Origin of the sequence: Pseudomonas sp. Z4-20 (assembly GCF_051131955.1) — a bacterium.
GTDB classification, from domain to species: Bacteria; Pseudomonadota; Gammaproteobacteria; order Pseudomonadales; family Pseudomonadaceae; genus Aquipseudomonas; species Aquipseudomonas marvdashtae.
Window position 1 is genome coordinate 4,237,916 of sequence record NZ_CP071641.1, and the last position, 26,288, is coordinate 4,264,203.

General features: G+C 60.1%; 28 protein-coding genes, 1 tRNA gene and 1 pseudogene. 15 read left to right on the top strand and 15 right to left on the bottom strand.

Features of this window, described 5'->3' with window-relative positions; genetic code table 11:
* Nucleotides 1-91: 91 nt before the first annotated feature.
* Nucleotides 92-691: a hypothetical protein gene (locus tag J3P82_RS19335; protein ID WP_434558244.1), complete on the bottom strand. Its 600-nt coding sequence runs from the start codon at nt 689-691 to the stop codon at nt 92-94.
* Between the two features lie 143 nt (nt 692-834).
* Between J3P82_RS19335 and J3P82_RS19340 the strand changes: the two genes are divergently transcribed.
* A complete protein-coding gene (locus J3P82_RS19340; RefSeq protein WP_434558245.1) occupies nt 835-1,626 on the top strand; it encodes a dienelactone hydrolase family protein in 792 nt (263 codons plus the stop codon).
* Nucleotides 1,627-1,817: 191 nt separating this feature from the next.
* Nucleotides 1,818-2,543 carry a 4'-phosphopantetheinyl transferase family protein gene (locus J3P82_RS19345; protein WP_434558246.1) on the top strand — a complete coding sequence of 242 codons (726 nt, stop codon included), beginning with the start codon at nt 1,818-1,820 and terminating at the stop codon, nt 2,541-2,543.
* A gap of 17 nt (nt 2,544-2,560) precedes the next feature.
* On the opposite strand, the gene J3P82_RS19350 is transcribed toward J3P82_RS19345, so the two are convergent.
* Nucleotides 2,561-4,171, bottom strand: coding sequence for an ATP-binding protein (locus J3P82_RS19350; protein ID WP_434558247.1), 1,611 nt, complete (start codon nt 4,169-4,171; stop codon nt 2,561-2,563).
* A complete protein-coding gene (locus J3P82_RS19355; protein WP_434558248.1) occupies nt 4,168-4,890 on the bottom strand; it encodes a response regulator in 723 nt (240 codons plus the stop codon). Before J3P82_RS19355 ends, J3P82_RS19350 begins: the two co-directional genes overlap by 4 nt.
* Nucleotides 4,891-5,652: 762 nt before the next feature.
* Here J3P82_RS19355 and J3P82_RS19360 point away from each other — a divergent pair.
* Entirely contained in the window at nt 5,653-8,544 is a 2,892-nt protein-coding gene (locus tag J3P82_RS19360; RefSeq protein ID WP_434558249.1) for a ribonucleoside-diphosphate reductase subunit alpha, read from the top strand.
* 192 nt (nt 8,545-8,736) lie between these two features.
* On the opposite strand, the gene flgE is transcribed toward J3P82_RS19360, so the two are convergent.
* From flgE to J3P82_RS19390, 6 genes are read right to left on the bottom strand one after another with little or no spacing between them, the layout of a single operon-like run.
* Nucleotides 8,737-10,035: a flagellar hook protein FlgE gene (gene flgE / locus J3P82_RS19365; protein WP_186640552.1), complete on the bottom strand. Its 1,299-nt coding sequence runs from the start codon at nt 10,033-10,035 to the stop codon at nt 8,737-8,739.
* Between the two features lie 28 nt (nt 10,036-10,063).
* Nucleotides 10,064-10,786: a flagellar hook assembly protein FlgD gene (gene flgD / locus J3P82_RS19370; RefSeq protein WP_434558250.1), complete on the bottom strand. Its 723-nt coding sequence runs from the start codon at nt 10,784-10,786 to the stop codon at nt 10,064-10,066.
* A 15-nt stretch (nt 10,787-10,801) separates the two neighbouring features.
* A complete protein-coding gene (flgC, locus tag J3P82_RS19375; protein WP_186644688.1) occupies nt 10,802-11,245 on the bottom strand; it encodes a flagellar basal body rod protein FlgC in 444 nt (147 codons plus the stop codon).
* Nucleotides 11,246-11,248: 3 nt separating this feature from the next.
* A complete protein-coding gene (gene flgB, locus J3P82_RS19380) occupies nt 11,249-11,656 on the bottom strand; it encodes a flagellar basal body rod protein FlgB (protein WP_186615027.1) in 408 nt (135 codons plus the stop codon).
* A gap of 42 nt (nt 11,657-11,698) precedes the next feature.
* On the bottom strand, nt 11,699-12,055 hold the full coding sequence (locus tag J3P82_RS19385) for a hypothetical protein (protein ID WP_434563979.1): 357 nt from the start codon (nt 12,053-12,055) through the stop codon (nt 11,699-11,701).
* Entirely contained in the window at nt 11,943-12,344 is a 402-nt protein-coding gene (locus J3P82_RS19390; protein ID WP_434558251.1) for a hypothetical protein, read from the bottom strand. The genes J3P82_RS19385 and J3P82_RS19390 overlap by 113 nt, the downstream gene beginning before the upstream one ends.
* A 386-nt stretch (nt 12,345-12,730) precedes the next feature.
* On the opposite strand from J3P82_RS19390, the pseudogene J3P82_RS19395 reads away from it, so the two are divergent.
* The 5 genes and pseudogenes from J3P82_RS19395 to J3P82_RS19415 all read left to right on the top strand — a co-directional run.
* A pseudogene (locus J3P82_RS19395) lies at nt 12,731-13,348 on the top strand (GGDEF domain-containing protein); the annotation flags it as partial.
* Nucleotides 13,341-13,559: a cysteine-rich CWC family protein gene (locus J3P82_RS19400; RefSeq protein WP_434558252.1), complete on the top strand. Its 219-nt coding sequence runs from the start codon at nt 13,341-13,343 to the stop codon at nt 13,557-13,559. The pseudogene J3P82_RS19395 and the gene J3P82_RS19400, both read left to right, overlap by 8 nt.
* A 35-nt stretch (nt 13,560-13,594) precedes the next feature.
* Complete coding sequence (locus J3P82_RS19405; RefSeq protein ID WP_434558253.1) at nt 13,595-14,287, top strand: pseudouridine synthase; 693 nt, start codon at nt 13,595-13,597, stop codon at nt 14,285-14,287.
* Between the two features lie 309 nt (nt 14,288-14,596).
* Nucleotides 14,597-15,481 (top strand): alpha/beta fold hydrolase, encoded by an 885-nt coding sequence (locus J3P82_RS19410; protein ID WP_434558254.1) that lies wholly within the window; start codon nt 14,597-14,599, stop codon nt 15,479-15,481.
* A gap of 149 nt (nt 15,482-15,630) precedes the next feature.
* A tRNA-Gly gene (locus tag J3P82_RS19415) sits at nt 15,631-15,704 on the top strand.
* 123 nt (nt 15,705-15,827) lie between these two features.
* Here the strand turns inward: J3P82_RS19415 and J3P82_RS19420 are convergent.
* On the bottom strand, nt 15,828-16,013 hold the full coding sequence (locus J3P82_RS19420) for a hypothetical protein (protein WP_434558255.1): 186 nt from the start codon (nt 16,011-16,013) through the stop codon (nt 15,828-15,830).
* A gap of 313 nt (nt 16,014-16,326) precedes the next feature.
* The gene (locus tag J3P82_RS19425; RefSeq protein WP_434558256.1) at nt 16,327-16,803 is read right to left on the bottom strand and encodes an Lrp/AsnC family transcriptional regulator; all 477 of its coding nucleotides are present in this window, start codon (nt 16,801-16,803) and stop codon (nt 16,327-16,329) included.
* Nucleotides 16,804-16,947: 144 nt separating this feature from the next.
* Here J3P82_RS19425 and J3P82_RS19430 point away from each other — a divergent pair, with 144 nt between their 5' ends.
* The 3 genes from J3P82_RS19430 to J3P82_RS19440 all read left to right on the top strand — a co-directional run bounded on the left by J3P82_RS19430 (nt 16,948) and on the right by J3P82_RS19440 (nt 18,477).
* Nucleotides 16,948-17,574: a LysE family translocator gene (locus tag J3P82_RS19430; RefSeq protein ID WP_434558257.1), complete on the top strand. Its 627-nt coding sequence runs from the start codon at nt 16,948-16,950 to the stop codon at nt 17,572-17,574.
* Between the two features lie 276 nt (nt 17,575-17,850).
* On the top strand, nt 17,851-18,066 hold the full coding sequence (locus J3P82_RS19435; protein ID WP_434558258.1) for a type II toxin-antitoxin system HicA family toxin: 216 nt from the start codon (nt 17,851-17,853) through the stop codon (nt 18,064-18,066).
* A complete protein-coding gene (locus J3P82_RS19440) occupies nt 18,067-18,477 on the top strand; it encodes a type II toxin-antitoxin system HicB family antitoxin (RefSeq protein ID WP_434558259.1) in 411 nt (136 codons plus the stop codon).
* A 69-nt stretch (nt 18,478-18,546) separates the two neighbouring features.
* Here the strand turns inward: J3P82_RS19440 and J3P82_RS19445 are convergent, their stop codons facing one another.
* Entirely contained in the window at nt 18,547-18,693 is a 147-nt protein-coding gene (locus J3P82_RS19445; protein ID WP_434558260.1) for a hypothetical protein, read from the bottom strand.
* Between the two features lie 175 nt (nt 18,694-18,868).
* On the opposite strand from J3P82_RS19445, the gene J3P82_RS19450 reads away from it, so the two are divergent.
* On the top strand, nt 18,869-19,273 hold the full coding sequence (locus J3P82_RS19450) for a low affinity iron permease family protein (RefSeq protein WP_434558261.1): 405 nt from the start codon (nt 18,869-18,871) through the stop codon (nt 19,271-19,273).
* A 48-nt stretch (nt 19,274-19,321) separates the two neighbouring features.
* On the opposite strand, the gene J3P82_RS19455 is transcribed toward J3P82_RS19450, so the two are convergent.
* Nucleotides 19,322-20,230 (bottom strand): SDR family oxidoreductase, encoded by a 909-nt coding sequence (locus J3P82_RS19455; protein ID WP_434558262.1) that lies wholly within the window; start codon nt 20,228-20,230, stop codon nt 19,322-19,324.
* Between the two features lie 78 nt (nt 20,231-20,308).
* Complete coding sequence (locus tag J3P82_RS19460; protein WP_186615065.1) at nt 20,309-20,812, bottom strand: DUF4142 domain-containing protein; 504 nt, start codon at nt 20,810-20,812, stop codon at nt 20,309-20,311.
* Between the two features lie 661 nt (nt 20,813-21,473).
* Between J3P82_RS19460 and J3P82_RS19465 the strand changes: the two genes are divergently transcribed.
* Both J3P82_RS19465 and J3P82_RS19470 read left to right on the top strand, forming a co-directional pair.
* A complete protein-coding gene (locus tag J3P82_RS19465; RefSeq protein ID WP_434558263.1) occupies nt 21,474-22,709 on the top strand; it encodes an aminotransferase class I/II-fold pyridoxal phosphate-dependent enzyme in 1,236 nt (411 codons plus the stop codon).
* A gap of 12 nt (nt 22,710-22,721) precedes the next feature.
* On the top strand, nt 22,722-23,885 hold the full coding sequence (locus J3P82_RS19470; RefSeq protein WP_434558264.1) for an MFS transporter: 1,164 nt from the start codon (nt 22,722-22,724) through the stop codon (nt 23,883-23,885).
* Here the strand turns inward: J3P82_RS19470 and yiaY are convergent.
* Nucleotides 23,882-25,030 carry an L-threonine dehydrogenase gene (gene yiaY / locus J3P82_RS19475; protein ID WP_434558265.1) on the bottom strand — a complete coding sequence of 383 codons (1,149 nt, stop codon included), beginning with the start codon at nt 25,028-25,030 and terminating at the stop codon, nt 23,882-23,884. The two genes, J3P82_RS19470 and yiaY, sit on opposite strands and share 4 nt — an antisense overlap.
* A gap of 142 nt (nt 25,031-25,172) precedes the next feature.
* Between yiaY and J3P82_RS19480 the strand changes: the two genes are divergently transcribed.
* Complete coding sequence (locus J3P82_RS19480; RefSeq protein WP_434558266.1) at nt 25,173-26,192, top strand: DUF4917 family protein; 1,020 nt, start codon at nt 25,173-25,175, stop codon at nt 26,190-26,192.
* Nucleotides 26,193-26,288 lie beyond the last annotated feature (96 nt).

Consider the following 26,288-nt stretch of genomic DNA (forward strand, 5'->3'; position numbering starts at 1 on the left):
CGCTCCCAGGCCAATCAAAAAGCCGATTTCAAACAAAAGGCGCCGGATCGCCTCGGGCCGATCCGGCTGGACATGCTCATCCCCAGGTTGCCTAGAACGTGTAGTTGGCGGACAGGTAGGTCTGGGCGCTGCTGGTCAAGTCCAGCGAACCGACTTTGTCACCGCCGTGCGGGCTCATCTCGGTGCTCGCATTGCTGCGCAAGTAACGGTACCCGAGTTCCACCGAGGTGTTTTGCGAAATCTGTTGCAACAAGCCCCCTTGCAGGCCAACGGCGTAGCCGATGTCGGTGTCGCGGCTAAAGCCTGGGGAATCCTGGGTCAGCTTGGTCAGGCCCGCCGTGCCACCACCGAACAGTTTAGTGCTGCTGGTGACCGGATAGAACAGGTCGTAACTGCCCAGCAGGTTTTCCTGGCGCAACTTGATGCCGTTGTGGCTGCCCGAGACGTTATCGTAGGTGGCGTAGTAGCGACCCTGGTCGTTTTGCCGGCCCAGGCGCAGGCCATAGGTGCTGTCCTTGGCGATGATGCCGTCGGCGTTCGGGTTGTTCAGCGCGCTGTTCAAGGCGTTGGACTTCTTGACCTTGTCGCTGGTCTGGCCGAGCGTCAGGCTGGCAAAGTTATCGTCGGCGTGAGCCAGGGCGCTGGCGCCCAGCACGGTGAAGGCCAACAGCAGTTTTTTCATATGAGTCATGATCAGGTTCCTTTTGAAGCCGTGGTTGTGTGAACTCGCAGCCACGTTATCCAACGGTCCCTGAACCCCTCTTGAACGTTCTCTGAACCTGGGCTGAATGAATCGGCTAGTCTGTCCGAACAACTTTTCAAGGAGATCCAATCATGCGCAGGTTGTTTGCTGTTGTACTTCTGGCCTTGAGCGGCGCAAGCCACGCCGCCATCCAGACCCAGGAGATCCCCTACACCAGTGCCGACGGCACGAAGCTGATCGGTTATTACGCCTATGACGACGCGGTCAAAGGCCCGCGCCCCGGCGTGGTGGTGGTGCATGAATGGTGGGGGCTGAACGATTACGCCAAGCGCCGCGCCCGCGACCTCGCCGGGCTTGGCTACAGCGCCCTGGCCATCGACATGTACGGCGACGGCAAGAACACCGAGCATCCCAAGGACGCCATGGCTTTCATGCAGGCGGCGCTCAAGGACGGCAAGGCGGCCAGTGCGCGCTTCCAGGCCGGGCTCGATCTGTTGAAGAAGCAACCCCAGACCGACCCGGACAAAATCGCCGCCATCGGTTACTGCTTCGGCGGCAAGGTCGTGCTGGACGCAGCGCGCCAGGGCCTGCCGCTGGCTGGCGTCGTGAGTTTCCACGGTGCCCTGGTCACCAATACCCCGGCGACTCCAGGCAGCGTCAAGGCAAAGATCCTGGTGGAACACGGCGCGCTGGACAGCATGGTCACCGGCGACAACGTGACCGCGTTCAAGAGCGAAATGGACAAGGCTGGCGCCGACTATAAATTCGTCAGCCTCGACGGCGCCAAGCACGGCTTCAGCAACCCGGACGCCGACCGCCTGAGCCATGGCGAACATGGCGGGCCGGACATCGGCTACAACAAGGCGGCCGATGAGAAATCGTGGGCGGATATGCAGAAGTTCTTCAAGAAGATCTTTGGCTGATACCGATTCCTTCAAGCTGAAACAAATACCTGTGGCGAGGGAGCTTGCTCCCGCTGGGCCGCAAAGCGGTCCCAAGATTACCGGCGACTGCTGCGCAGTCGAGCGGGAGCAAGCTCCCTCGCCACAGAAGCATCTTCGCGTACTGCTCTTTCCACTACCCAGCCTCAAGCCAACCCGGCAAAATGCCCGGCATGAACCGACTCCCCGCCCTGCCCGCCTGCTGTTCGCCTCTGGATGAACACTGGCTGCTGCCCGACGCCTTGCCCGATACGGTGCTGGTCAGCACTCGCTTCGATCCACTGTTGCTCGTCGCTGACGATTTCCCCAACAGCGCCATCAAGCCGCCGGCGAGCATCCAGCGCTCGGTGGCCAAGCGGCAGGCGGAGTTCCTCGCCGGGAGAATCTGCGCCCGGGCGGCCTTGCTGCGCCTTGACGGCCAAGCCTGCGTGCCGCCCATCGGCGAAGATCGCGCGCCCGTGTGGCCGGCACATGTCAGCGGCTCGATCACCCACAGCACAGGCCGGGCGGCGGCGATTGTCGCGCAAAAACAGCACTGGCAAGGGCTGGGCATGGATCTGGAAAACCTGCTCGACCCTGAGCGCGCCGAGCGCCTGGCCGGTGAAATCCTCACGCCACCCGAGCTGCTGCGCCTGGCCACTGTCTCGCGAGATGATCGGGCGCTGCTGGTGACCCTGACCTTTTCCATGAAGGAAAGCCTGTTCAAAGCGCTGTACCCGATCGTCGGGCAGCGTTTTTACTTCGAACACGCTGAGGTGCTGGAGTGGGCGCACGATGGGCACGTGCGATTGCGCTTGTTGATTGACCTGTCGCCCGAGTGGCGTCATGGCAGTGAACTGCACGGACAATTTGCTGTGAAGAACGGGCAATTGCTGAGTCTGATGGGGATCAAGGCCTGAGATTTGGGCCCCATCCCTCAAGACCGGTCCTGGTGCCTCGGCCAACTCAAGCTGAAACAGGCTCCTCCGAGGCTTTTGCTCCTGCTGATCAACGCCCGGCCGTCATGCCAGTGGATGATCCGCCGCACGATCGACAGCCCCAACCCGTGGCCGCCCGACGCCCGCGCGCGACTGTCATCCAGGCGCAGGAACGGTTTGAACACCCGCTCCCATGCGGCCTCGGGCACACCGGGTCCGTCATCCTCGACATCGACCCGGCAACGCAACTGCCCAACTTGGTAACTCACCGTGACCCGGGATCTGGCGTGGCGCATGGCATTGCCCACCAGGTTCTGCAGGGCACGGTGCAAAAACCGCGGCTCGGCCTCGACCCAGGCGTCGTCACAATCGGCGGCGGACAGGCAGAGGCCACGCTCTACGGTAACCCCGGCGCGCAAAGGCCCGAGTTCCTCGATGACCTGATTGACCAGCGCATCCAGGTCCACCCGCTGAAAATTCAACGCCGGCGACCCTTGTTCCAGTCGGGCGTAGGTCAGCATTTCATCCACCAGCCGGTCCAGGTCTTCAATATCGTGGTCCATGCCCGCCAGGTATTTGTCCCGGGCATCGGGCGTGCTGGCGCTGCCGAGCATTTCCAGGCCGAAACGCAAACGCGCCACCGGCGTGCGCAACTCGTGGGAGACCGCGCGCACCAATTCTCGTTGGATCGCCAGCAACTGCTGCAAATGCTCCGCCATGCCGTTGAACGCAGCGGCCAGGCGCCCCACCGAGTCGGCGCCTCGGGCGGGGACGCGGGTCTCCAGGCTGCCTTGGGCGATTTGAGTGGCGGCCGACTCGAGGCCGCGCAGGCGTCGCTCCAACTGGCGCACCAATAGATAGACGATCAAACCGATCAGGCTCAACCCCAACGCGGCGATCAGCACCAGCCATTCGGGTGGGTACGGATTCATTTGGTACAACGGACCGATCTCCAGGACCCACGGCGTGCCGACCATCCCGGCAAAGACCCGGATCGAGTCACCGCCCTTGCCCAGCGCCATCACCGTATCGCCCTCCGATACTCGCCGACGCTGATCGTCGTCCATGTCCGCCTGCTCGACCTTCATCAGCCGCAGGTCGAAGCCGAAACCTTTTTCCTGTTTCAGTTGCGCGAGCCGTCCGGGCTGCTCGGCCACCGGGTAACGCACCAGCTCATCGGCCAGCAGATAGATAGTCGCCCGGGCCAGTTGCTCGCTGATCTGGCGAACCTCGCCCACCAGCGTCAACTGTTCACCATCGCTGACCAGCCGATAGACCTTCGCCGCATGGGGGCCGGTCTGCTCCACCAGGACTTGACCGCGCAGCACGCGGGTGCGCTGCCCCAGGTCGAGGTCGGTCTGATTGAAAGTCCTCAGCTGCAGCGGAATCCCCAGCAGGCGTTCCCACACCGCCAGCGCCCGTCGACGCTCGGTGTCGTTCATCGGCCGCAGGTTATCGGCCATCAGGGAAAACGTGCCATGGGCCAAGCGCTCGCGGTATTGCTCGCCACGCGTCTGGTTGAGCAGATGCAGGGCCAGCACGCCAAGCACCGCCACCAGCACCAGTGCCGCGCACATGCCGCCGTAGATGCGCAGGAAGATCGAGTTCACGAAGCCGCGTCTACGCAGGCTTCGGGGACGAACAGGTAGCCTTTGCTGCGAATGGTCTTGATCAATCGCGGATGGTCGGGGTCGTCGCCGATCTTGGGGCGGATGCGCGAGATACGCACATCGATCGAGCGGTCCTGGCCGTCGTAGCCGATGCCGCGCAGGGCGGTGAAGATTTCCTCACGGGACAGGATGCGCCCGGCGTTGGACACCAGCAGCCACAGCAAGTCGAATTCGGCGCTGGTCAGCTCGATACCGTTGCCCTGCAGCCAGGCTTCGCGCAAGGCGTTGTCCACCACCAGCGGACCGAACTCCAGGCGCCGCTGTTTCTGCGGCACGGACGGCTCCGGTTCGCTGCGGCGCAACAGCGCCTGGATGCGCGCCAATAGCAGACGCGGGCGCACCGGCTTGCAGACGTAGTCGTCGGCGCCCAGGTCCAGGCCCTGGATCTGATCGGTGTCATCGGAACGGGCGGTGAGCATCAGGATCGGTCCGTCAAATTGCTCGCGCACTTTGCGGCAGATACTCAAGCCATCTTCGCCGGGCAACATGAGGTCGAGGATCACCAAGTCCGGCTGCTCGCTGATAATCCGCTGCGCCGCCACCGCGCCGTTGCCTTCGATGGCGACGCGCAGGCCGTTGCTTTCCAGGTATTCGCGGGTCAGTTCGGCCAGCCGCTGGTCATCCTCGACGATCAATATCTGCCAGGCTTCTTGTTCCACGTGGGGGCCTCGTCTTGTTGTAGGTATAAAAAGAAAGGATGAACACTCACCCTGTGGCCGCTTGAAACCCGGATCCTCCCGTCTGTTTGTCATATCAAAGGAGGATAAACACGCCCATGCGTCGGCCGATTGTATAAACGCCGGCTGTACAGAAAACAAGCGGACAAATGCGTTCGGTCGGGCTGGATTTGTGTGGTAACGTCCGCGCCCGAAAAAACCCCGGGCTGTTTTCAAGTCGTCAAAATCGATGAAAAAAGCCGCGCTCCAGCAAGGTCGCGGCCTACAGAGCAGTTCCACGTTTCGCACACAAATTACGCACAGGCTTATCCACAGGTAGCACGTTGATTCATGCCCCAAAACGCATTATCTTGTAGCCCGCCGCGTAAAAAACCCTACATGTAGGGTTTCAGGCCAAAAACCAAACACAAGTTGGATAGAGAATTCAAGCGATTTTCTTGCCTCTGCCCTCCTGCAACACGACAGTTTTTCCAAGTCCAGACCGCCCCCTGCGGATGGCGACTGTTTCAGGGTCTGGAACGACCGAAACGGTACGGGTGTTGCAGTCCTTTGCTGCCACCCCTGCAAACCCGGTTTCGAGCCCAGGCTCGCGACCCGAGAACTTCGGATGGAAGCGGCGCCACTGGCTCGCTTCCTACTGTCCCGAAGTTGTTATACCCGGCGCCAGTCGGTTGTAGTGCTTCAGGACGGAACGGTGGGCACCGTGATGGTGCCCAAATAAACATAGAGAACGTGGAGACACCCATGCACACCGACACAACTCGCGAGAACCCGCAGGGCACCGCGCCGCTGGCCGCTGATTCGAACCCGGATCTGTCCGCCACCGCGCCTGGCCAGCTGCGCGTGATCAAGCGTAACGGGACTGTCGTTCCTTACACCGATGACAAGATCACCGTCGCCATCACCAAAGCGTTTCTCGCAGTTGAAGGCGGCACCGCTGCCGCTTCGTCGCGAATCCACGACACCGTGGCCCGCCTGACCGAGCAAGTCACTGCGACCTTCAAGCGTCGCATGCCCTCGGGCGGCACCATCCACATCGAAGAAATCCAGGACCAGGTCGAACTGGCCCTGATGCGTGCTGGCGAGCAGAAAGTCGCTCGCGACTACGTGATCTACCGTGATTCGCGCGCCAAGGAGCGCGCCATCCGCACCCCGGCCGACGCACCGGTCCAGGCTCACCCTTCGATCCGCATCGCCCGCGCCGACGGCAGCCTGGCGCCGCTGGACATGGGTCGCCTGAACACTATCGTCACCGAAGCCTGCGAAGGCCTGGAAGAAGTCGACGGCGACCTGATCCAGCGCGAAACCCTGAAGAACCTCTATGACGGCGTCGCGCTCAAGGACGTCAACACCGCCCTGGTGATGACCGCACGGACCCTGGTGGAACGCGAGCCGAACTACTCGTTCGTCACCGCCCGCCTGCTGATGGACACCTTGCGCGCCGAAGGCCTGAGCTTCCTGGAAGTCGCCGAGAGCGCGACCCACCACGAAATGGTCGACCTCTACGCCAAGGCCCTGCCGGCCTACGTCGCCAAGGGTATCGAGTTCGAATTGCTGAACCCTGTCCTGGCCGAATTCGACCTGGAAAAACTCGGCAAGGCGATCAACCACGAGCGCGACCAGCAGTTCACTTACCTGGGCCTGCAAACCCTCTACGACCGTTACTTCATCCACAAGGATGGCGTGCGTTTCGAACTGCCGCAGATCTTCTTCATGCGCGTGGCCATGGGCCTGGCGATCGAAGAGAAGCAACGCGAAGACCGTGCGATCGAGTTCTACAACCTGTTGTCGTCCTTCGACTACATGGCGTCGACCCCGACCCTGTTCAACGCCGGCACCCTGCGTCCGCAACTGTCCAGCTGCTACCTGACCACCGTGCCAGACGACTTGTCGGGCATCTACGGCGCGATCCACGACAACGCCATGCTGTCGAAATTCGCTGGCGGCCTGGGCAACGATTGGACTCCGGTTCGCGCATTGGGCTCGTACATCAAGGGCACCAACGGCAAATCCCAAGGCGTCGTGCCGTTCCTCAAAGTGGTCAACGACACCGCGGTCGCGGTCAACCAGGGCGGCAAGCGCAAGGGCGCGGTCTGTGCCTACCTGGAAACCTGGCACATGGACATCGAAGAGTTCATCGAGCTGCGCAAGAACACCGGTGATGATCGTCGTCGTACCCACGACATGAACACCGCCAACTGGATCCCGGACCTGTTCATGAAGCGCGTCTTCGACGACGGCAAGTGGACCCTGTTCTCGCCATCCGAAGTACCGGACCTGCACGACCTGACCGGCAAGGCCTTCGAAGAGCGCTACGAGTACTACGAAGCCCTGACCGAGTACAACAAGATCAAGCTGTTCAAAGTCGTCCAGGCCAAAGACCTGTGGCGCAAGATGCTCTCGATGCTGTTCGAAACCGGCCACCCATGGCTGACCTTCAAGGACCCGTGCAACCTGCGCAGCCCGCAGCAGCACGTGGGCGTGGTCCACAGCTCGAACCTGTGCACCGAGATCACCCTGAACACCAACAAGGACGAGATCGCAGTCTGCAACCTGGGCTCGATCAACCTGCCGAATCACATCAATGACGGCAAGCTGGACACCGCCAAGCTGCAACGCACCGTGAACACGGCCGTGCGCATGCTCGACAACGTGATCGACATCAACTACTACTCGGTGCCGCAAGCGAAGAACTCCAACTTCAAGCACCGTCCGGTCGGCCTGGGCATCATGGGCTTCCAGGACGCGCTGTACCTGCAGCACATCCCGTACGGTTCGGACGCCGCGGTCGAGTTCGCCGACAAGTCCATGGAAGCGGTCAGCTACTACGCGATCCAGGCTTCCTGCGACCTGGCCGACGAGCGTGGCGCCTACGAGACGTTCCAGGGCTCGCTGTGGTCCAAGGGTATCCTGCCGCTGGACTCGCAACAGATCCTGATCGAACAGCGCGGCCAGAAGTACATCGATGTCGACCTGAACGAATCCCTGGACTGGGCACCGGTTCGCGCCCGTGTACAGAAAGGCATCCGTAACTCCAACATCATGGCCATCGCGCCGACCGCGACCATCGCCAACATCACCGGCGTCTCGCAGTCGATCGAACCGACCTATCAGAACCTGTATGTGAAATCGAACCTGTCGGGCGAATTCACCGTGATCAACCCGTACCTGGTTCGCGACCTCAAGGCTCGCGGCCTGTGGGACTCGGTCATGATCAACGACCTGAAGTACTACGACGGTTCCGTGCAGCAGATCGAACGCATCCCGCAAGAGCTCAAAGAGCTTTACGCAACCGCGTTCGAAGTGGACACCAAGTGGATCGTCGACGCTGCCAGCCGTCGCCAGAAGTGGATCGACCAGGCTCAGTCGCTGAACCTGTACATTGCCGGCGCCTCGGGCAAGAAGCTCGACGTGACCTACCGCATGGCTTGGTACCGTGGTCTGAAAACCACTTACTACCTCCGTGCCCTGGCCGCCACCAGCACCGAGAAGTCGACCATCAACACCGGCAAGCTGAACGCGGTTTCCAGCGGCGGCAACCACGGTGACGACTCGGTCCTGGCTGCTCCAGCAGGACCTGCGCCAGTGCCAAAGGCCTGCGCGATCGACGAGCCGGATTGCGAAGCTTGCCAATAAGCTGAGCGGGTAGGCGCTGCAAGGCGCCTGCTGAAGAAACCCCCAATAGACCGCTGGTTTATCGGGGGTTTTCTTTTGCCTGGAGAAAGCCGGGGCCTGGAGTGGTCCGGGACAAGCGCCACAAAAAGAGCCGCCACAAAAAAGCCCCTCTTGCGAGGGGCTCTTCGTGCAGCCTTCAAGCAACCAACGTTATCAAGCCATCTGAATGATGGTCTGCATGATGGTGCTCTGGGTGGAGATGGTCTTGGCGTTCGCCTGGTAGTTGCTCTGCGCCTTGATCAGCTCGACCAGTTCGTTGGTCAGGTTGACGTTGGACTCTTCCAGCGAGTTGGAGACGATCGAACCCAGGGTGCCGGTTTGCGGAGCATCGTAGCCCGGGATACCCGAAGCGAAGGTTTCTTTCCAGCTGGTGCCGCCTACCGGCTGCAGGCCTTGCTCATTGGTGAAGCTGGCGAGCGCGAGCTGGCCGATCGGCTTGGTCTGGTTGTTGCTGAAGTTGGCCAGCAATACACCGCTGCCGTCGATGGTCAGGTTGGTGATCTGGCCAGTGGCGTAGCCGTTCTGGGCCGGGATCGAACGAGCGGTGTCGGCGTTGAACTGGGTGGTGGTGCCCATGGAGATCGTGATTGTCGGTGCACTCGCGGCGCCGTTGGCGGTCCATGTTCCGTTGGTCACGGTGCCAGGAACCCAGCCAGTCAATACCAGATCGCTATTGACCGTCGCGGGCGGAGTGGTGACCGTCGTCAATTTGCCGTTCGCATCGAAGTTCATGGTCGACGGAACAGGCGCGGTCGCACCGGTCGTGGTTGGCAAGCTACCGTTGAGGTTGCGACCGTCGATCAAGGTATAGACGTTCCAGGTGTTGGAGCCCGTCTTGACCATGTACTGGTCCATGGAGTGCTGGTTACCCTGGCTATCATAGACCGGGGTGGTGAACTGCTTGGTGAACGTGGCCGTGTCGGTCGGATTGAACGCGGCGGTGATCGGCGTCGCCGTGGAGTTCAGGTTGATCGTCGACGAAACCAGGCTGGTGGCGCTCGGCGGCAGGTTCGAGGTGTCGATGCGCAGGTCGGTCAGGATACCGTTCTGGATCTTGCCGTTGGCATCCACGCCATAACCCTGCAGGCGTGCAGTGCCATCGCTGTTGGTGACGTAGCCTTCCTTGTCGGTCTTGAAAGTACCGGCACGGGTGTAGCTCAGGGAACCGTCGTTGCTCAGGACAAAGAAGCCCTGGCCCTGGATACCCATGTCCAATACGTTACCGGTGTTGTTCACGTCACCCTGGCCAAACTGCTGGGAAACGTTGGCCAGGCGCACGCCGTTGCCGACGGTCTTTGAACCCGAACCCAGCTTGGTGGCCGAGTAGACGTCTTCGAATTCCGCGCGGGACGATTTGAAACCGGTGGTCGCCACGTTGGCGATGTTGTTGCCGGTCACGTCCAGCTGTTTGTTGGCAGCATAGAGACCGCTAAGGCCGATGTTGAAAGACATGTTGACTCCTTTTGCCGGTTAGTCGGCTCTACATACCAATAGTTTGTACTTTGGACAGGGCAATGCTGCCCAGCCCGGCCAGGTTGAGCATCAGCTCACCGCCCGTCTGGCTGATCGTCACGCTGCTGACCGTGGCCGGCAGGTGGGTGATCAGCGACGTGGCCTTGCCATCGATGGTGGTCGAGGCCGCGAAGGTGTACGTGCCCGACTCGACCGTCGCGCCCGCATCGTTCTTGCCGTCCCAGATGAATGCCGATTTGCCGGCGTTCTGGCTGCCCAGGTCGATGGTGCGAACGGTCTTGCCGTCCTTGTCCACGATCTTGACGGCGACAGAGGACACCGATGCCGGCACCACCACCGTGCCGTTGAGGCTCTTGGAGGTATCGACCACCGCCTTGTCACCAGGCGCGATGACCGAGCGACCCACCAGCGACGAAGCCTGCAAGGCCTGGGACGAGTTGTAGTTGCCAGCGATGCCGCTCACGGTCTGGTTGAGCGTGGTGATGCCTTCCAGGCTGCTGAATTGCGCCAGCTGGGCAACGAACTCACCGTTGTCCTGAGGCTCCAGCGGGTTCTGGTTTTTCAGCTGGGTCACGAGCAGTTGCAGGAACGCATCCTTGCCCAATTCCTTCTTGCCGGTCGCCGTGCCGGTCACCGTACCCAGGGTATCGGTGGCGGTGTTGGTCTTGACCGAGGAGTTGGCCAGAATCTCGTTGAGGCTCAAACCGCTGGTGGTGTTGGTGACGCTCATGTGACTCGCCCCTTATCACTGACCGAGGGTCAGGACCTTCTGCATCATGGTTTTGGCGGTGTTCATCATTTCGACGTTGGTCTGGAACGAACGGCTGGCGGAAATCATGTCGGCCATTTCTTCGACGACGTTGACGTTCGGGTAATAGACATAACCCTTGGCGTCCGCGGCCGGATGGTTTGGTTCATAACGGGCGTCGAGGTTGCTCTGGTCTTCGACCACGCCAAGCACCTGAACGCCCTGCCCGGCGGCGTCCTGGTCCTGGAACAGCGAGTCGCTGCCGCCGGACTGGCCGCCCTGGAACATGGTGGCGAAGACCGGATGACGGGCGCGGTAGGTCTGGTCGATGCTCGACGAAACAGTCTCGGCGTTGGCGATGTTACTGGCGACGGTGTTCAGGCGAGTGGTCTGGGCACTCATGGCGCTGCCGGCGATGTGGAATACGCTCGCGATCGACATGGCTTACTCTCCACGCAGGGCTGATACCAGCCCTTTGAATTTACTGTTGAGCAGGGTGAAGCTGGCCTGGAAGTTCACGGAGTTTTCCGCGTAGTTGGACTGTTCCAGTTGGGCGTCCACGGTGTTCTGGTCGATCGACGGCTGCATCGGCGTGCGGTACATCAGCGATTCGTCGCCGCTGCCCAGGCCTTCTGCTTCGATATGACGGTTGTTGGTCATGTTCAAGGCGAAGTGGCCGTTCTTGGTCTTTTCGTTCTGCTCGGCGAGCACCTTGGAGAAGTCCAGGTCGCGCGCCTTGTAGTTCGGGGTGTCGGCGTTGGCAATGTTGTTGGCCAGGACTTCGGCACGCTGGGCGCGGAAGCTCAGGGCCTGTTCGTGGATACCGAGCGCTTTATCGAAGCTGATGCTCATGTCGGAAACCTTTGGGTGACCAGAAATGTACTTACGATGGCTTTAGCAAGCGGCGTGCCACTTGCAGAAAGCCCCGTAAACCGGCGCTTTGCGGGATATTGGCACGGCGGCAATGCCAGAAAAGCGGCAATCGGCTTCCGCTGGATGCCGCTTTTCTGCCGCTTTTGGCCAGTAGTCATCGAACAATGGGCGAGCGGCAATAGAGGAAGCGATACCTGGGATCCGTATAAAAAGTGCACGCATAAAAAAAGCGGCGCTCAATGCGCCGCTTTTTGCTGCCACTCTGTCAGCGATGGCCGCCTCGTCCATCATGACCGCCGCGTCCCCGGTGATCGTGTCCGCGATCACGACCGCCTCGACGACCGCGATCGTCGTTCCAGCCGCCCCGATCACGGCCATCCCAGCCGCCCCGGTGTGGATAAGGCCGGTACGCTGCTCGCGGGGGCGAGTAATAACGAGGCCCATGCTGGTAATAACGCGGTGCCGAGTAATAACGTGGGGCCGGCTGATAGTACCGTGGCGCGTAGTAGCCACGTGGGGCCGAATAATAACTCCCGCCACCGTAATAGACCGGCGCTGGTGAGGTGTAGACCTCGGAACGGTAATAGTTCGAACCTCCTCCCTCGTAAGGCACGCAGGCTGAAAGAGTCAAACCGAGAAACGCAATGAACAGCAGTCGTCGATACATGGCGGCCTCCTGGACCGCGGGTGGGCCACATCAGCGACGCTGACGGGCGGCAGTCATCTATTGAGGTGACTGACGATTAATCTGACAGTGAAATCGGAATCTGGTGCGACGTGGCAATAACTCGAAACATGTAGCCTTTTGCTTTATTCCGGCGAGGGGGCTGCTCCCTCTCCACCGCTTCACGAACTACAAATCCAGGCACCTTTTCCCACAAGGCCACTAAACTGATTCCATCGGATCACTCCAAGGGAATCGCCATGTCGCTTCGTTCGCCGTTGTATTCCCCGCGCTCGCCAATGCTGGTACTGACCATTTTGTTGAGTGCCGGCTTCCTGGTGACCTCGCTGCTGGGGTACTACGCTGCCGGCACCTTGCTGCGGGACACGATTCTCAAGGCGTTGTACCTCAATCTGCTGATCGGCCTGCTGGTGACGGTGGCCGTACTTGCGATGCTTTATCGGCTGGTGGTCAGCTATCAACGTCGGATCGATGCCCAAGCCATTCTTGACGGCCTCACCGAACTGCCCAACCGACGGGGCTTCGACCTGCTGGCGGTGCAGGCCCTGCACGAAGCCCAACGTGAACCCAAGCCGTTGAGTGCGCTGCTGCTGGAAGTGGACAATTTCAAGCAACTGGATTCCACCCATGGCCACATCGCCAGCGATCAATTGTTGAGCGGATTCGCGCGCGACTTGACCAATAACGTGCGCCATTCGGACATTGTCTGCCGCTGGAGTGCTGACGCTTTCGCCTTGCTTCTCAAGGACACCGATGGACAGAACGGTCTGAAGATCGCCGAGAAAATTCGCCAGCGCATTGAGCAACAGCGCTACTTTTGCAGCGGGAAACAATTGCGCGTCACCATCAACATCGGCCTGACCACCTTGCAGGACGAGGACACCTTGCACAGCCTGCTGTCCCGGGCCGATCATGCCCTGCAACGCGCCCGACAAACCGGAACCAACAGAACCTGCGTGGAGATGCCTCATTCGAGTTATGAATAAACCTGACCTCTGCCCCGCCTGCGGCGCCGCCAACGACTGCACCCTGGCCAACCCGAAAACCGCCGACCGCGCCTGCTGGTGCTATGGCGTGAGTATCGACCCGGCCGTGCTCGAGGCCCTGCCAGCGCAATTGCGCGATAAATCCTGCCTGTGCCCGCAATGCGCGCGAGTGGACGACCAGTTGCGCGCCAAGCCCCAACCGTTGGCGTAAGATGCCCGCCCTCCGCCTCCTTGCCCGAATTGCCCATGCGCGTTGACCGTTTCCTCAGTAATCTGCCGCGTTTCAATCGCCAACAGGTCCGACTGCTATTGGCGGAGCGCCGAGTGCGGATCGATGGCCAGACCGTCAACGATCCGCACGCGCAAGTGCGCGAATTCAGCCACGTCGAAGTAGATGGCGAGGTGTTGCAGGCAGGCCGAATGGCGCGGTACTTCATGCTGCACAAACCGCAAGGCTGCGTCAGTGCCACGCACGACCCGCAGCACCGCACCGTGCTCGACTTGCTCGACGAACCGGACAAGGACGACCTGCACATCGCCGGCCGCCTGGATTTCAACACCACCGGACTGATGCTGATCACCAATGATGGCAGCTGGTCGCGGCGCCTGACCCAGCCGCAGACCAAGCTGCCCAAGGTCTACTACGTCGAGACCGAACAGACCATCACCGCCGAATACGCCGCCACGTTCGCCCAAGGCCTGTACTTCGCTTTCGAAGACCTCACCACTCAACCGGCGGAGCTGACGTTGCTTGGGCCGTCTTCGGCGCGATTGAGCATCGTTGAAGGACGCTATCACCAGGTCAAGCGCATGTTCGGGCACTTCAATAACAAGGTGTTGCGCCTGCACCGCGAGCGCATGGGGCCGCTGGTGCTGGACGTCGATCTGGAACCGGGCCGATACCGCGCCCTGAGCCCCGATGAAATCCGCCTGATCTGAGCCAGATGACCGCTGGGCAGAAGTGTCGAGCAATTTTCAAAGAGCACTTGCGCAACGGTCGACCCCCTGCTTGAATCAAACCGTCGGCCGAAATGTGACCGACTGGTCACTTCATACCTCTAAGAAACTTTTTGCCGGCTGGAACCCTCAGGTTCCGCCATATCCGCCGGCAAGCTGCCCGCCATAACAATACCCGTCGACCGGCTTTCCTGGATCGACATGGGCCTTATCTTCCAGGCGTATGCCTACCTGTCACATTGCCCGTGCAATCTCATTGCGCGCATACCCGCTTGCCAGGAGTCTTATGACATGAGGCCAGAAATCGCTGTGCTGGATATACAGGGTCAGTATCGGGTTTACACGGAGTTCTATCGCGCAGACGCCGCACAAAAGACCATCATCTTGGTCAACGGCTCGATGGCCACCACCGCGTCGTTTGCACAGACCGCCAAAAACCTCTATCCGCAATTCAACGTCGTGTTGTACGACCAGCCCTACGCGGGCAAATCCAAGCCCCACAACCTCCACGAGCAAATGCTGACGAAGGAAATCGAAGGACAGATCCTGCTGGAGCTGATCGACCACTTCGCTGCCGAGCACGTATTGTCATTCTCGTGGGGCGGCGCCGCGGCACTGACGGCACTGGCCCAGCGCCCGCGTCGTATCGAAAAGGCCGTGATCAGCTCGTTCTCACCGGTGCTCAACGCGCCGATGCGCGACTATCTCGAACGCGGCGTGGACTACCTGGGCAGCCTGGACGGTCACCGTGTGGGGCACTTGGTCAACAGCACCATTGGCAAACACCTGCCGCCGCTGTTCAAGCGCTTCAATTATCGCCACGTCAGCAACCTGGCCGAGCATGAATATGGGCAGATGCACTTTCACATCCATGACATCCTCCACAGCGACCAGCAGTGCTACGTCAACGCGGCGAGAAAAATCAACGTGCCGGTACTGTTCCTGAACGGCGAATGGGACGAGTACACCTCGGCCACCGACGCCAGGCTCTTCGGCAACCATGTCCAGCACAGCACCTTCACCACGCTGCAAGCCACCGGGCATTTCCTGGACATGGAACACAAGGCCGCCTGCCGCGACAGCCGCGACGCGTTGCTGAGCTTCTTGAAACCGACCCACCACGAAAGCCGACCGCGGTACAGCTACGTGCAGGATTACCATGCGCTGGCCATTTGAAAAAAGTCGTCGCGAGCAAGCCTCCGGCAACGGGGCTCGCCCGCGAACGACCGCTCTGGTTTGAGGCTTGCGTGGACGGATGACCTCACCGTCCGGAAAGAAAAACTTCAAATCCCAAGCGACATCTGGTACAAAGTCAGCCGCTCTGAGCGGGTGTCGTATAATGGCATTACTCCAGCTTCCCAAGCTGATAACGAGGGTTCGATTCCCTTCACCCGCTCCAATCAAATTCTGGTCCTGCGTCGTGTGGTTTTGACGGGGGATAAAAAAAAACCGGCTCTTGGTGGCCGGTTTTTTTTGGTCTGGGGTTTTTGGGGTTGGCGTCCCTGACGGTCGCGCAGGAGGATCAAACATGCTTTGCGACAAAAGCCACGATGGTGAACAAGGTCAGGGCGAACGCAGCGCCGATGCTGAACGGCAGCAGCGTAACGCGAACCGTAGTTGGAGTCGGGCGTCTCATTTCTTCAGCTAACGCCTCTACCTCTTGATGCAATTGCTCGATGCTTGCTTGATAACTACGAGGTGTAGGCATGTCTCCTTTCTCCTCCGCGGCCGGAGGCCGTGCTGAGTCTGTGAACCATCTGGAACAATGTGAGCCGTGTGCTTGAAAGCTCAATTACCGTATTAGGATACATTGACCATCCCTCCAAGGTTTGCCCCACTGCCCCAAGCATCGCGCTCTGCGAAGCCGGCAGAATCTGTCGGACGTCAATTGTTCGTTGCCAGTCGCATAGTCCGTTTGCGGAACACTATTTCCTATTTGTGCAATTGTGGGTAGCGGGCGACTCCCGCTTAGTTTGTAGGCAAAATCAGAGAATGGTGTGCGACAGAGAATTGCCAGTGCTTCACCCTCCAGCCAAATGCCCCAACGGCAACGGCACCGGCGCTTTCACAGTGTTAATCGCGAAATTGCTGCGGATATCCCTGATCCCCGGCAGTTTCAGCAGATGCCCTGAGACAAAACGGTCATAGGCCCGCAGGTCCGGCACCACCACTTGCAGCAAAAAATCCGACTCGCCTGACACCAGGAACGCCGAGATCACCTCAGGCAAAGCCATTACCGCCTGACGAAACGCCTCGGCTCGTTCGTCGGTGTGCCGCTCGACCTTGACGCCGACGAAGATCGTCATCCCGAGGCCCACTTCATCACGGTCGAGGATGGCCTGGTAGCCGCGAATCACTCCGGCGTCCTCAAGCATCCGCACGCGACGCAGGCACGGCGAGGGAGACAAGCCTATTTCTTCGGCCAGTTGCACGTTGCTCAGGCGGCCGTCCCGTTGCAGTGCGGCGAGGATTTTGCGGTCGAAGGCGTCCAGCTTCATGAATTGGCATCTTCCGATTGAGTAGTTCGAGTGCTTGGCAGGTTATGCCAATTTACGAATCATTAGAAGCCGACTACGCAACCACCTGCCCTGCTGTTCGGCCATAGACTGACAGCACTGATTCGTCGAATAAGGGGTGTAGGGATGACAGGGCTCTGGTTGTTTTTCACGGCGTTGACGGTGGCGTATCTGCTGCCCGGGCCGGATATGATCCTGGTGTTGCAAACCGGCGCCCGCGAGGGTAAGGGCGCGGCGTTAGCCACGGCGGTGGGCTTGGGGATCGCCCGGGCATGTCATGTCGCGCTGGCAGCGATGGGACTCTCGGTGCTATTCAAGTCGGCGCCTTGGACCTTTGATGTGGTGCGCCTGGCCGGGGCTGCTTATTTGGCCTGGATCGGGCTTCAGTGTTTGCGGACCACGTTGTTGCCGAACCTTCAAGACCACAGCCTTGCAACCGAAGGGCAACGCTGGCAAGCGGTGCAGCGCGGCCTGCTGACCAATCTGCTTAATCCCAAGGCACTATTGTTTTGCTCGGTGTTGATGCCGCAATTCATCGCCCCCCAGAACGGACCGGTGCTGGCGCAGTTTGCAACGTTGGGGGTGATATTGGTCTGCGTCGGTTTGTTGTACGACGTGCTCTATGCCTTCGCTGGAGTAGCCCTGGGGCGCTGGCTTCAACGATCGCCCACAGCGCAGCGGGTGCAGCAGTGGTTGTTTGGTGGCCTTCTGATTGGGTTTGCGGTGCGGCTGACTTTCTTGCAGCAATCATAGGCGCTTAGGGCGAACAGCTGTTGTTCGCGGTTGAGCTCAAACGGGGGCTACTGCGCAGCACAGCGGGAGCAAGCTCCCTCGCCACCAGGGGCATCTGTACGCGGCCTCACATCCAGAAATAAACCCAACCCGCCCCCTGCCCGCCTTCCCTGGCGCGGCTTCTAGACTTGGTTACGACATACCGCTAAACCCGCTTATCCCCCTGCGGTGGTTATAGTGTTGATCATTATTTTTTAGTGGGTATAGTTCCCACCAAGCGCACCACACGGAGGTGTTGTGAATAGCCGATTCTTGATAGGTCAGATTGTTGCGGATGGTTGGTACCTGGTGCGGATTCGAGGCAGTCACCATCATTTCAAGCACCCGACCAAACCGGGACTGGTCACGGTTCCCCATCCAAAAAAAGATCTGCTCAAGAAAACGGCCATCAGTATTTTGCAACAGGCCCTGCTTCAGGAAGCCAGTTGCCAAGCTTTTCCGGAGGACCATTGAATGCTTTACCCAATTGCGATTTCCTTGGGCGATGAGAACCACGCCTGGGGTGTGGAAGTGCCGGATATTCCCGGTTGTTTTTCCGCTGGCGACGATCTCGATGAAGCCATGGCCATGGCGCGCGAGGCCATCGAAGGGCACTTCGAAATTCTCGCCGAGGATGGCTCGCCCATTCCGCCAGCCAATACGGTCACGCTGCACGCGGCCGACCCGAAATATGCCGGATGTACATGGGCGCTGGTGGATATCGACGTGACCAAATACCTGGGCAAGGCACAGAAGCTCAACATTACGTTGCCCGGCTACCTGCTCAATCGTATTGATGAATACGTGTTGCACCATCCTGAAGAGAAGAGCCGCTCCGGCTTCCTTGCCTCGGCAGCGCTGAAGGTGTTGCAGCAGGGCCGGTGAGAAACAGCCCCAACCTGGGGGCAAGCTTGTTCCCCCAGGTTTTCCATAGCCAAGCTTGGGCTATGCCATCTACTTGCTTTGCGACTTGGACTCCTGCATCTGCACCGACGACTTGGTGCCGTCGGTGTTGTCCTTGGTCTCGTTGTTGGAGTTGTCGAAACAGCCTTGCAGGGCGAACAGGCAGCAGGCGAGGCAAAAAGTGCGAGTGAGATTCATGACGTACTCCCTAGATTAAGGCTTTAAAGAGTGACCCTTGGATGGAGCAGATGGTTGCGACAGTCTTGGGCCTGGATGACGAATACCGACAGACGTCAGATTGAAATGTAAGTAGAATTTTCGCCGCCTCGTTGCTGTCACACCAGACAGGTGCATCCCATAAGGAAACACGGCAATGACGTTCGCAAAAATCGCTCAAAAACTGGCCCTGTGGGCGGGGAGTCCCAAGACCTTTCTGGGAGCCATCGTGTTGTTGGCGCTCTGGGCTGCCAGCGGACCGTTCTTCGGTTTCAACGACACTTGGCAATTGATCATCAATACCTCGACCACGATCATCACCTTCCTGATGGTGTTCCTGATCCAGAACACGCAAAACCGCGACACCGATATCCTGCATTTGAAAGTCGACGAATTGCTGCGCGCCAGCAAAAGTGCACAGAACGCCATGCTTGGGCTCGAATCGCTGGATCTCAAGCAGCTAGAGGCACTCAGAAAGCACTACCAGGCCATGGGAGAAGGTGAGGCCAAGCACCTTGAAGGGCTGGAAGAAAAAAACAAGGTTGATCTGAACCAGTGCTGACCGGCATTGCATGGGCGTCGATCGCCCATGCAACGGTTGGTCAAACGATCAGGGCAGCGGGTTGCCACCCGTAACGCCGAACACTTCCCCGGTGATATAGCTCGATTCCTGCGAGGCGAGCAGTACATAGAGCGGCGCGCACTCCGCAGGCTGTCCCGGACGTTTCATCGGTACTTGGGAGCCAAACGTAGGAATCTTCTCGCGAGGTTGTCCGCCGCTGGGTTGCAACACGGTCCAGATCGGGCCCGGTGCGACGGCGTTGACCCGAATCCCCTTGCTGATGACTTGTCCGGCCAGCGCCTTGGTGAAGGCGACGATAGCCGCTTTGGTGGTGGCGTAATCCAGCAGCGTCGCGGACGGATCGTAGGATTGGATCGACGCGGTATTGATGATGGTCGCCCCGGCCGGCATCAGCGGCACCGCAGCCTTGCAGATCCAGAACATCGCATAGATGTTGGTTTTCATGGTGTCGTCGAATTGCGCGGTGGTGATGTCGGCGATGTCTTTTTGCGCCTCCTGCTTGCCGGCGACATTCACCAGGATATCCAGCCCACCAAGTTCCTGTTGCGCCATTTTTACCAGCTGCACGCAGAACGCTTCATCCTTGAGATCGCCAGGAATCGCGATGGCCTTGCGGCCTTCAGCCTTGATAAGTTCGATGACTTGCTGCGCGTCGCGCTCTTCGCTAGGCAGATAATTGATCGCTACGTCAGCCCCTTCTCGCGCATAGGCGATAGCCGCTGCGCGACCGATACCCGAATCGCCTCCTGTGATCAGCGCCTTGCGACCTTCCAGGCGACCGAAGCCTTGATAACTTTTTTCGCCATGATCGGGTTGCGGCTCCATGTCCTGGTCAATGCCCGGCGGCGACTGTGGCTGGTCGGGAAACTCCGGACGAGGGTATTGGGTCAGTGGATTCTGCATCGCGTATTGGTTGGGTTCTCGGCGTGTAGACATTGAGGTTCTCCTTTTCTGCGGGCAAAACAAGCCGGGACGCGGGCGCCCCGGTCCTCTATGTAAAGCAGGTGCAGCGGATCAGCGGCTGGCCTGCAGCGCCCTGGCCATTTCGAGATGAGTCTGCAACTTGGGTAGGGTTTCGTCAGCGAATGCCTTGATTTCCGGCACTTCGGTGGTCTGGGCCTGCTGCTGGATCTGCTCGATGGCTTCCTCAGTGGCCTTGACCTGACTGGCGGCATAAGCCGCTTCGAACGACTCGCCCTCGGCTACCTTCGGCATGAGGGCCTTGGCTTTGTCAGCCACCTCTTCTCTTGGGGCAACAGGCAAATCGAGTTTCTTGGCGATTTTCGCCAGGTGTTGATTCGCGGTGGTGCGGTCGTTGATCACCATGATGGTGTAATCCTTGACCTCCCGGGATTCGGCTTTGGAATGCGCCTCGCGGCTGGCTTCGATGTCAGCCATGCCTTTGGCTGATGCATCGTTGATGAATTCGGCTGGCGATTGGGCCCAGGCGCTGCTGGCACCCAGGCCCATCAGCACGACAACGCTGGTGGTGCGTAAAAAGGTGGCCATCCGGCTCATGGTCGCGCCCTCCTCTGATAAGAAAATTTCGACGGGATTTGCCCGCCGCTGAATCAGAACCACCGATGGATATTCAGCGAGGCATCCGTCCCGGCTGGCGGCCAACTTCACCTTTCCCCGGGTATCTATCGACGCTCATGATGGTGGTCCTCCCACTTTTGCGACCCGATTCAGACACCTTCGTTCGATCGTGAGTGATGTTTCCCGGATAAATGTTGCTCGGCCCTCGCATGATCCGGCCCTCCGTTTTTATGAATGATGGGCATGCGCACCCCGTATCTCATTCGAAGTGATCCAAGACTCAAGGTTTGAGAAAAACACTGGCGCCACGACAAACGGTAGGGTGAAACCAAATGCCAGGCCGGTCCCCAGCCGTGCCGCATCGACAAGCAGCTCTGAGATTCGTCAAGCAGTGGGTTGCCCGAGCAGCGGAGCAAGGCAGGCCCAACAGATACAGGGTCAAGACGCAGCTCCGACGCTGCAAATGGATTCCCCGCCCAAGCCCTTAGGCAAGGTCCTACATAGAAGTCTCCGGTAACACTCAAACACACCGGAAACGGCCGATTCAAAGCCCTATCCGCCCATCTGTAAAGTCTGGAAACACACAGATATTGAAACGCCCCTACGGACAGCCTGCTTAACCAAGGAATCTAATTTACCCATGAACCAGACTTCGCAACCGACTCATCACTTCAGCAACTATCGCAAAATCGTTTCCCTGGCAGACCAGGACTGGCAAAGCGCCGAAACCGAAAAAGTCGCAAGGCTGAATGTCGAGGTCAAGACGCCCAATGTTCTCGTCGACCAATACGGCCGCACCCTGCAACACTTTTGCACGACGTCCTACCTGGGCCTGGATTACCACCCTGCGCTGCTGGATGGCGCCATGACCATGCTGTGGGAAACCGGGACCCTGCGCATCGCCAATTCGAGAAACCGTTGCCGGTTGGCGATCCTGGACCAATACGAAACCCAACTGTCGGAATTGTTTGGCGCCAGTTGCCTCAGTGCGCTGTCCTGCAGCGCGGCGAGCGCGGGGATCCTGCCGCTGCTGGCCAGCGGCGCGCTGACGGGCAACCGTCCGCCGGTAATGGTGTTCGACAAGCAGGCCCATTACTCGATGAACCACATCAAGGCCGCGTGCGCCGACGAAACCCAAGTCCTCACCTGCCCGCACAACGACATGGATTTTCTCGAAGACGTGTGCAAACGCCAGGGCAACGTAGCCTACGTGGCCGACGGCGCCTACAGCATGGGCGGCATGGCGGACCTGGACAGCTTGCTGTACCTCAAGCAACGCTATGACCTGTTTCTTTATGTGGACGATTCCCACGCGCTGTCCACTGTAGGGAAATCCGGCATCGGCCTGATGCGCTCGCGGGTGCACACGGTGGATGAGCGCACCTTGATCGTCGCCTCGCTGGCCAAGTCATTCGGCGCCGGCGGTGGGCTGGCCATGTTCGGCGATGAACGGCACAAGACGCTGGCGCAGCGTTACGGCGGTCCCAGCAACTGGTCTCAATGCCTGAATTCGGCAGCGATCGGCGCCGGCATGGCCTCGATCCGTTTGCATCGCAGCCGCGAATTCCAGACCTTGCAGGAGCGTTTGCAGGCTAATATCCGCTTCTTCGACAGCCTCATCCGAACCGAACAGTACGCCAGCCCCATGGCAATCCGCCTGGTGCACTGCGGCGAGGCGACGGCGGCCACCCGCCTGGCGGTCGAACTGGCCGACCTGGGGTATTTCACTTCAGCGGTTTTTTTCCCCGTGGTACCGCAAGACAAGGCCGCAATCCGCATCACCCTGCGTGCCGATATGGAAACGGAGGTGATTCGCACGTTCTGCGAACGGATAATTGATCTGCTACTGGCCCACGGGCGTGACATCCGCCCTTGAAACGAGCCCCTGATGAAGAACCGCACAACCCTGATCGTCACCTGCGCCAGCGTCTTCCTGGCCCAACTGGGCATGAGCATCTACTTGCCGGCCCTGCCTGATATCGCCCAAGACCTGGGAGCCGACGCGGCGCGGGTGTCGTGGGGTTTGCCGGTGTACCTGATTGGCATGGCGTTACCAATGCTGTTATGGGGCAGCCTGAGCCAGCGGCTCGGGCGCAAGCCTGTCCTGCTGGCGGCCTTGGCGCTTTACGGCCTGGGCAACCTGGCCTTGCCGTTGGGCACGTCCATAGAGGCGTTCCTGACGCTCAGGTTGATCCAGGGGATCGGCGCCAGCGGCATTTCCGTCATGGCGCGAGTGCTGATACGCGACAGTTTCAATGGCGATCTGCTGGCCAAGGCCCTGTCCTGGATATCGATCGCCTTCGTGGTGGCCCTCGGCATCGGCCAGTACCTGGGCTCGCTGATCCAGGCGGCGTTCGGATGGGAGGCGATCTTCCTGGGATTGGGCGCGGCCAGCCTCGCCATGGCAGCGGCAGTGTCCAGGGCCCGCTTCCCGGTCCTGACCGAGGCGAGCAACGGGCAATCGGCGTGGTGGGTGTACGGGCAGATACTGCGCCATCGCGGATTCCTGTTGCCAGCGCTGGCAGGAGGATTGGGCTATGGCGTGATCATCGCTTTCAACACGGCTGCGCCGCTGATCCTGCAGGGCAGCTTTCACTGGTCAGCGATCGAATACGGTCTGTTGGGTTGGCCGATCAGTGCGGCGTATTTGTTGGGCGCGCTTGCGGTGAATGCGTTTGTATTGCGCACGGGCCAGCGGCGGCTGATGGGCTGGGGCATCGCCCTGGTTTTGGGTGGCAGCGTCACCATGCTGGCGGGCAGTGTTTCACTGAGCAGCGTCGCCCTGCTGTTCTGGCTGCCTTACTGCTTCGCGGTGTTCGGCCAGTCGTTGAACTACCCCATCAGCCTGTCTTTGGCGAACGAGGGATCGCCAATCGCCGGCGCTTATGCGATGGCGTTGAGCGGTTTCCTGCACCAACTGATGGCCTCCTTGATCGGCGCCATGGCCAGCCTGTTATTGAGTCAACAGGCCTGGCCACTGGCGGTGCTATGCACGTTATTGGCGGCGGCGGCAATGCTCTGTACCAGGTTCACGCCACCGCGGACCGCCTAGAATGCGCTGCGGAAAATTTCTTCGATCTGCCGCTGGTCCGCCGCCCGTGGATTGGTAAGCCCGCATGCGTCTTTCATGGCGTTGGCCGCCAGGACTGGCACGTCGTTGAGACGCACGCCCAACTCGCGCAGGCCTGCGGGGATCTCCACGTCCAAGGCCAGGCTGCGGATCGCGGCGATGGCGACCTGCGCGCCTTCTTCCGGGCTGGAACCGTGCGCATCGGCCCCCATGGCAACAGCCACGTCGGTCAGCCCGGTGGCGCATACCATGGCGTTGAAACTCTGCACATGAGGCAACAGCACCGCGTTGCATACACCGTGAGGCAAGTCGTAGAAACCGCCCAGTTGATGCGCCATGGCATGCACGAAACCCAGTGAGGCGTTGTTGAACGCCATGCCCGCCAGGAACTGCGCGTAGGCCATGTTCTCCCGCGCCGCCAGATCGTTACCGTCGCGCACGGCCAGGCGCAGGTTGTTGCTGATGAGGGTAATGGCTTTCAGGGCGCAGGCATCGGTAATCGGCGTGGCGGCGGTCGAGACATAGGCCTCGATCGCGTGGGTCAATGCGTCCATGCCAGTGGCGGCGGTCAGGCCCTTGGGCATCGCCACCATCAGCGCCGGGTCGTTGACCGACATCAGCGGCGTGACGTTGCGGTCGACAATCGCCATTTTCACATGACGTGTTTCGTCGGTGATGATGCAGAAACGGGTCATCTCGCTGGCAGTGCCTGCCGTGGTATTGATGGCGATCAGCGGCAGTTGCGGCTTGCTCGAACGGTCGACCCCTTCATAGTCGCGAATCTGGCCGCCATTGGTTGCGCACAGCGCGATCCCCTTGGCGCAATCATGGGGAGAACCACCGCCCAGCGACACGACAAAGTCGCACTGGCTCTCTTTCAGCAAGCCCAACCCCAATTCGACATTGGCGATGCTCGGATTGGGCTTGGCACCGTCGAAAACCACCGAATCGACGTCCTGTAGGGCCAGCAGCTGGGCCACCTTGCTGGCGACCCCGGCCTTCGCCAGTCCCGCGTCGGTGACGATCAGGGCCTTGCGAAACCCGTAGTTGCGGATGGCGGTCATGGCTTCGTCGAGGCAACCGAGGCCCATGATGTTCACGGCGGGAATGAAAAAAGTGCTGCTCATGGGACACGCTCCTGATAAAGGCCGGATCGGCAGGGGCGTACAGCATTGACCGACCGGTCACAACGTATCTTGATCTGGCTCAAGACTGGGTCGTGATAAAGTCACAGCCCTGCCTTTGCCACGTTTTGAGATGACTTTCGTGATGACCGATTTCCAGGAATACGACACCCGGCTCGAAGATTGGCAGACGTTGCGCGCCAACACCGCCTTCAGCGGCCTTCTGGTGGGCAATGGCGCCAGCCGCGCCGTGTGGGACGATTTCGGCTATGACTCGTTGTACGAAAACGCCCGCACCGTCGAGGAGAAACCCTTGAGCCCGTCGGAACTCAGCGTGTTCGACGCGCTGCAGACGCGCAGTTTCGAACAGGTGCTCGGCGCATTGAAAACCACCAGCCGGGTCAACAAGGCCCTGGCCGTCAGCTCCGCCGCACCGCGTAACCGCTACTACGCGATCAAGGAAGCGCTGATCAACACCGTGCACACCGTGCACATCCCGTGGCGGCTGGTGCAGCCCTCAACCCTGGCGAGCCTCAACCAGGAACTGGGCCGCTACCGCACCGTGTTCACCACCAACTACGATCTGCTGAGCTATTGGGCGATCCAGCATTCGCCCGAAACCATCACCGACCTGTTCCTCGGTGCGGACCATAGCTTCGACCTGAGCCAGGCCGACTCTGACAAACCTCGCCTGCTGTATCTGCACGGCGGCCTGCACCTGGTGCGCAACCAGGACGGCACCGCGCGCAAGCTCACCTCCACCGAGGGCACGCTGCTGGGCAGTTTCGCCATCAACAACACGCTCAAGACGCTCGACGACGTACCGCTGTTCGTCAATGAGGGGCCGAGCCAGGACAAACTCAAGACCATCCGCAGCAGCGACTATCTGTCGTTCTGCTACGAACAGCTGCTCCACCATCGCGACAACCTGTGCCTGTTTGGCCATGCCTTGGGCGAACAGGACAGTCATATCGCCCATGCCTTGCGCCTTGCCGCGCCGAGGACCGTGGCGATCTCGATCTACCCGCGCAGCCAGGCGTTTATCCAACATCAGAAGCGCCATTACGCCAAGGTATTCGAGGGACTGGACACCGAGTTGCGCTTCTTCGACGCCAAGAGCCATCCGCTGGGCGATCCGAAGTTGACGGTGCCGGTGGAGGTCTAGATTCGCCAATCCGCGCTCCCAGTCCGGCACGTGGCGCTGGACGTCCGCCCGGTACCAGCAGCGCGTCGTAGTTGGCCGCCTGGACCTTGGCAAAAT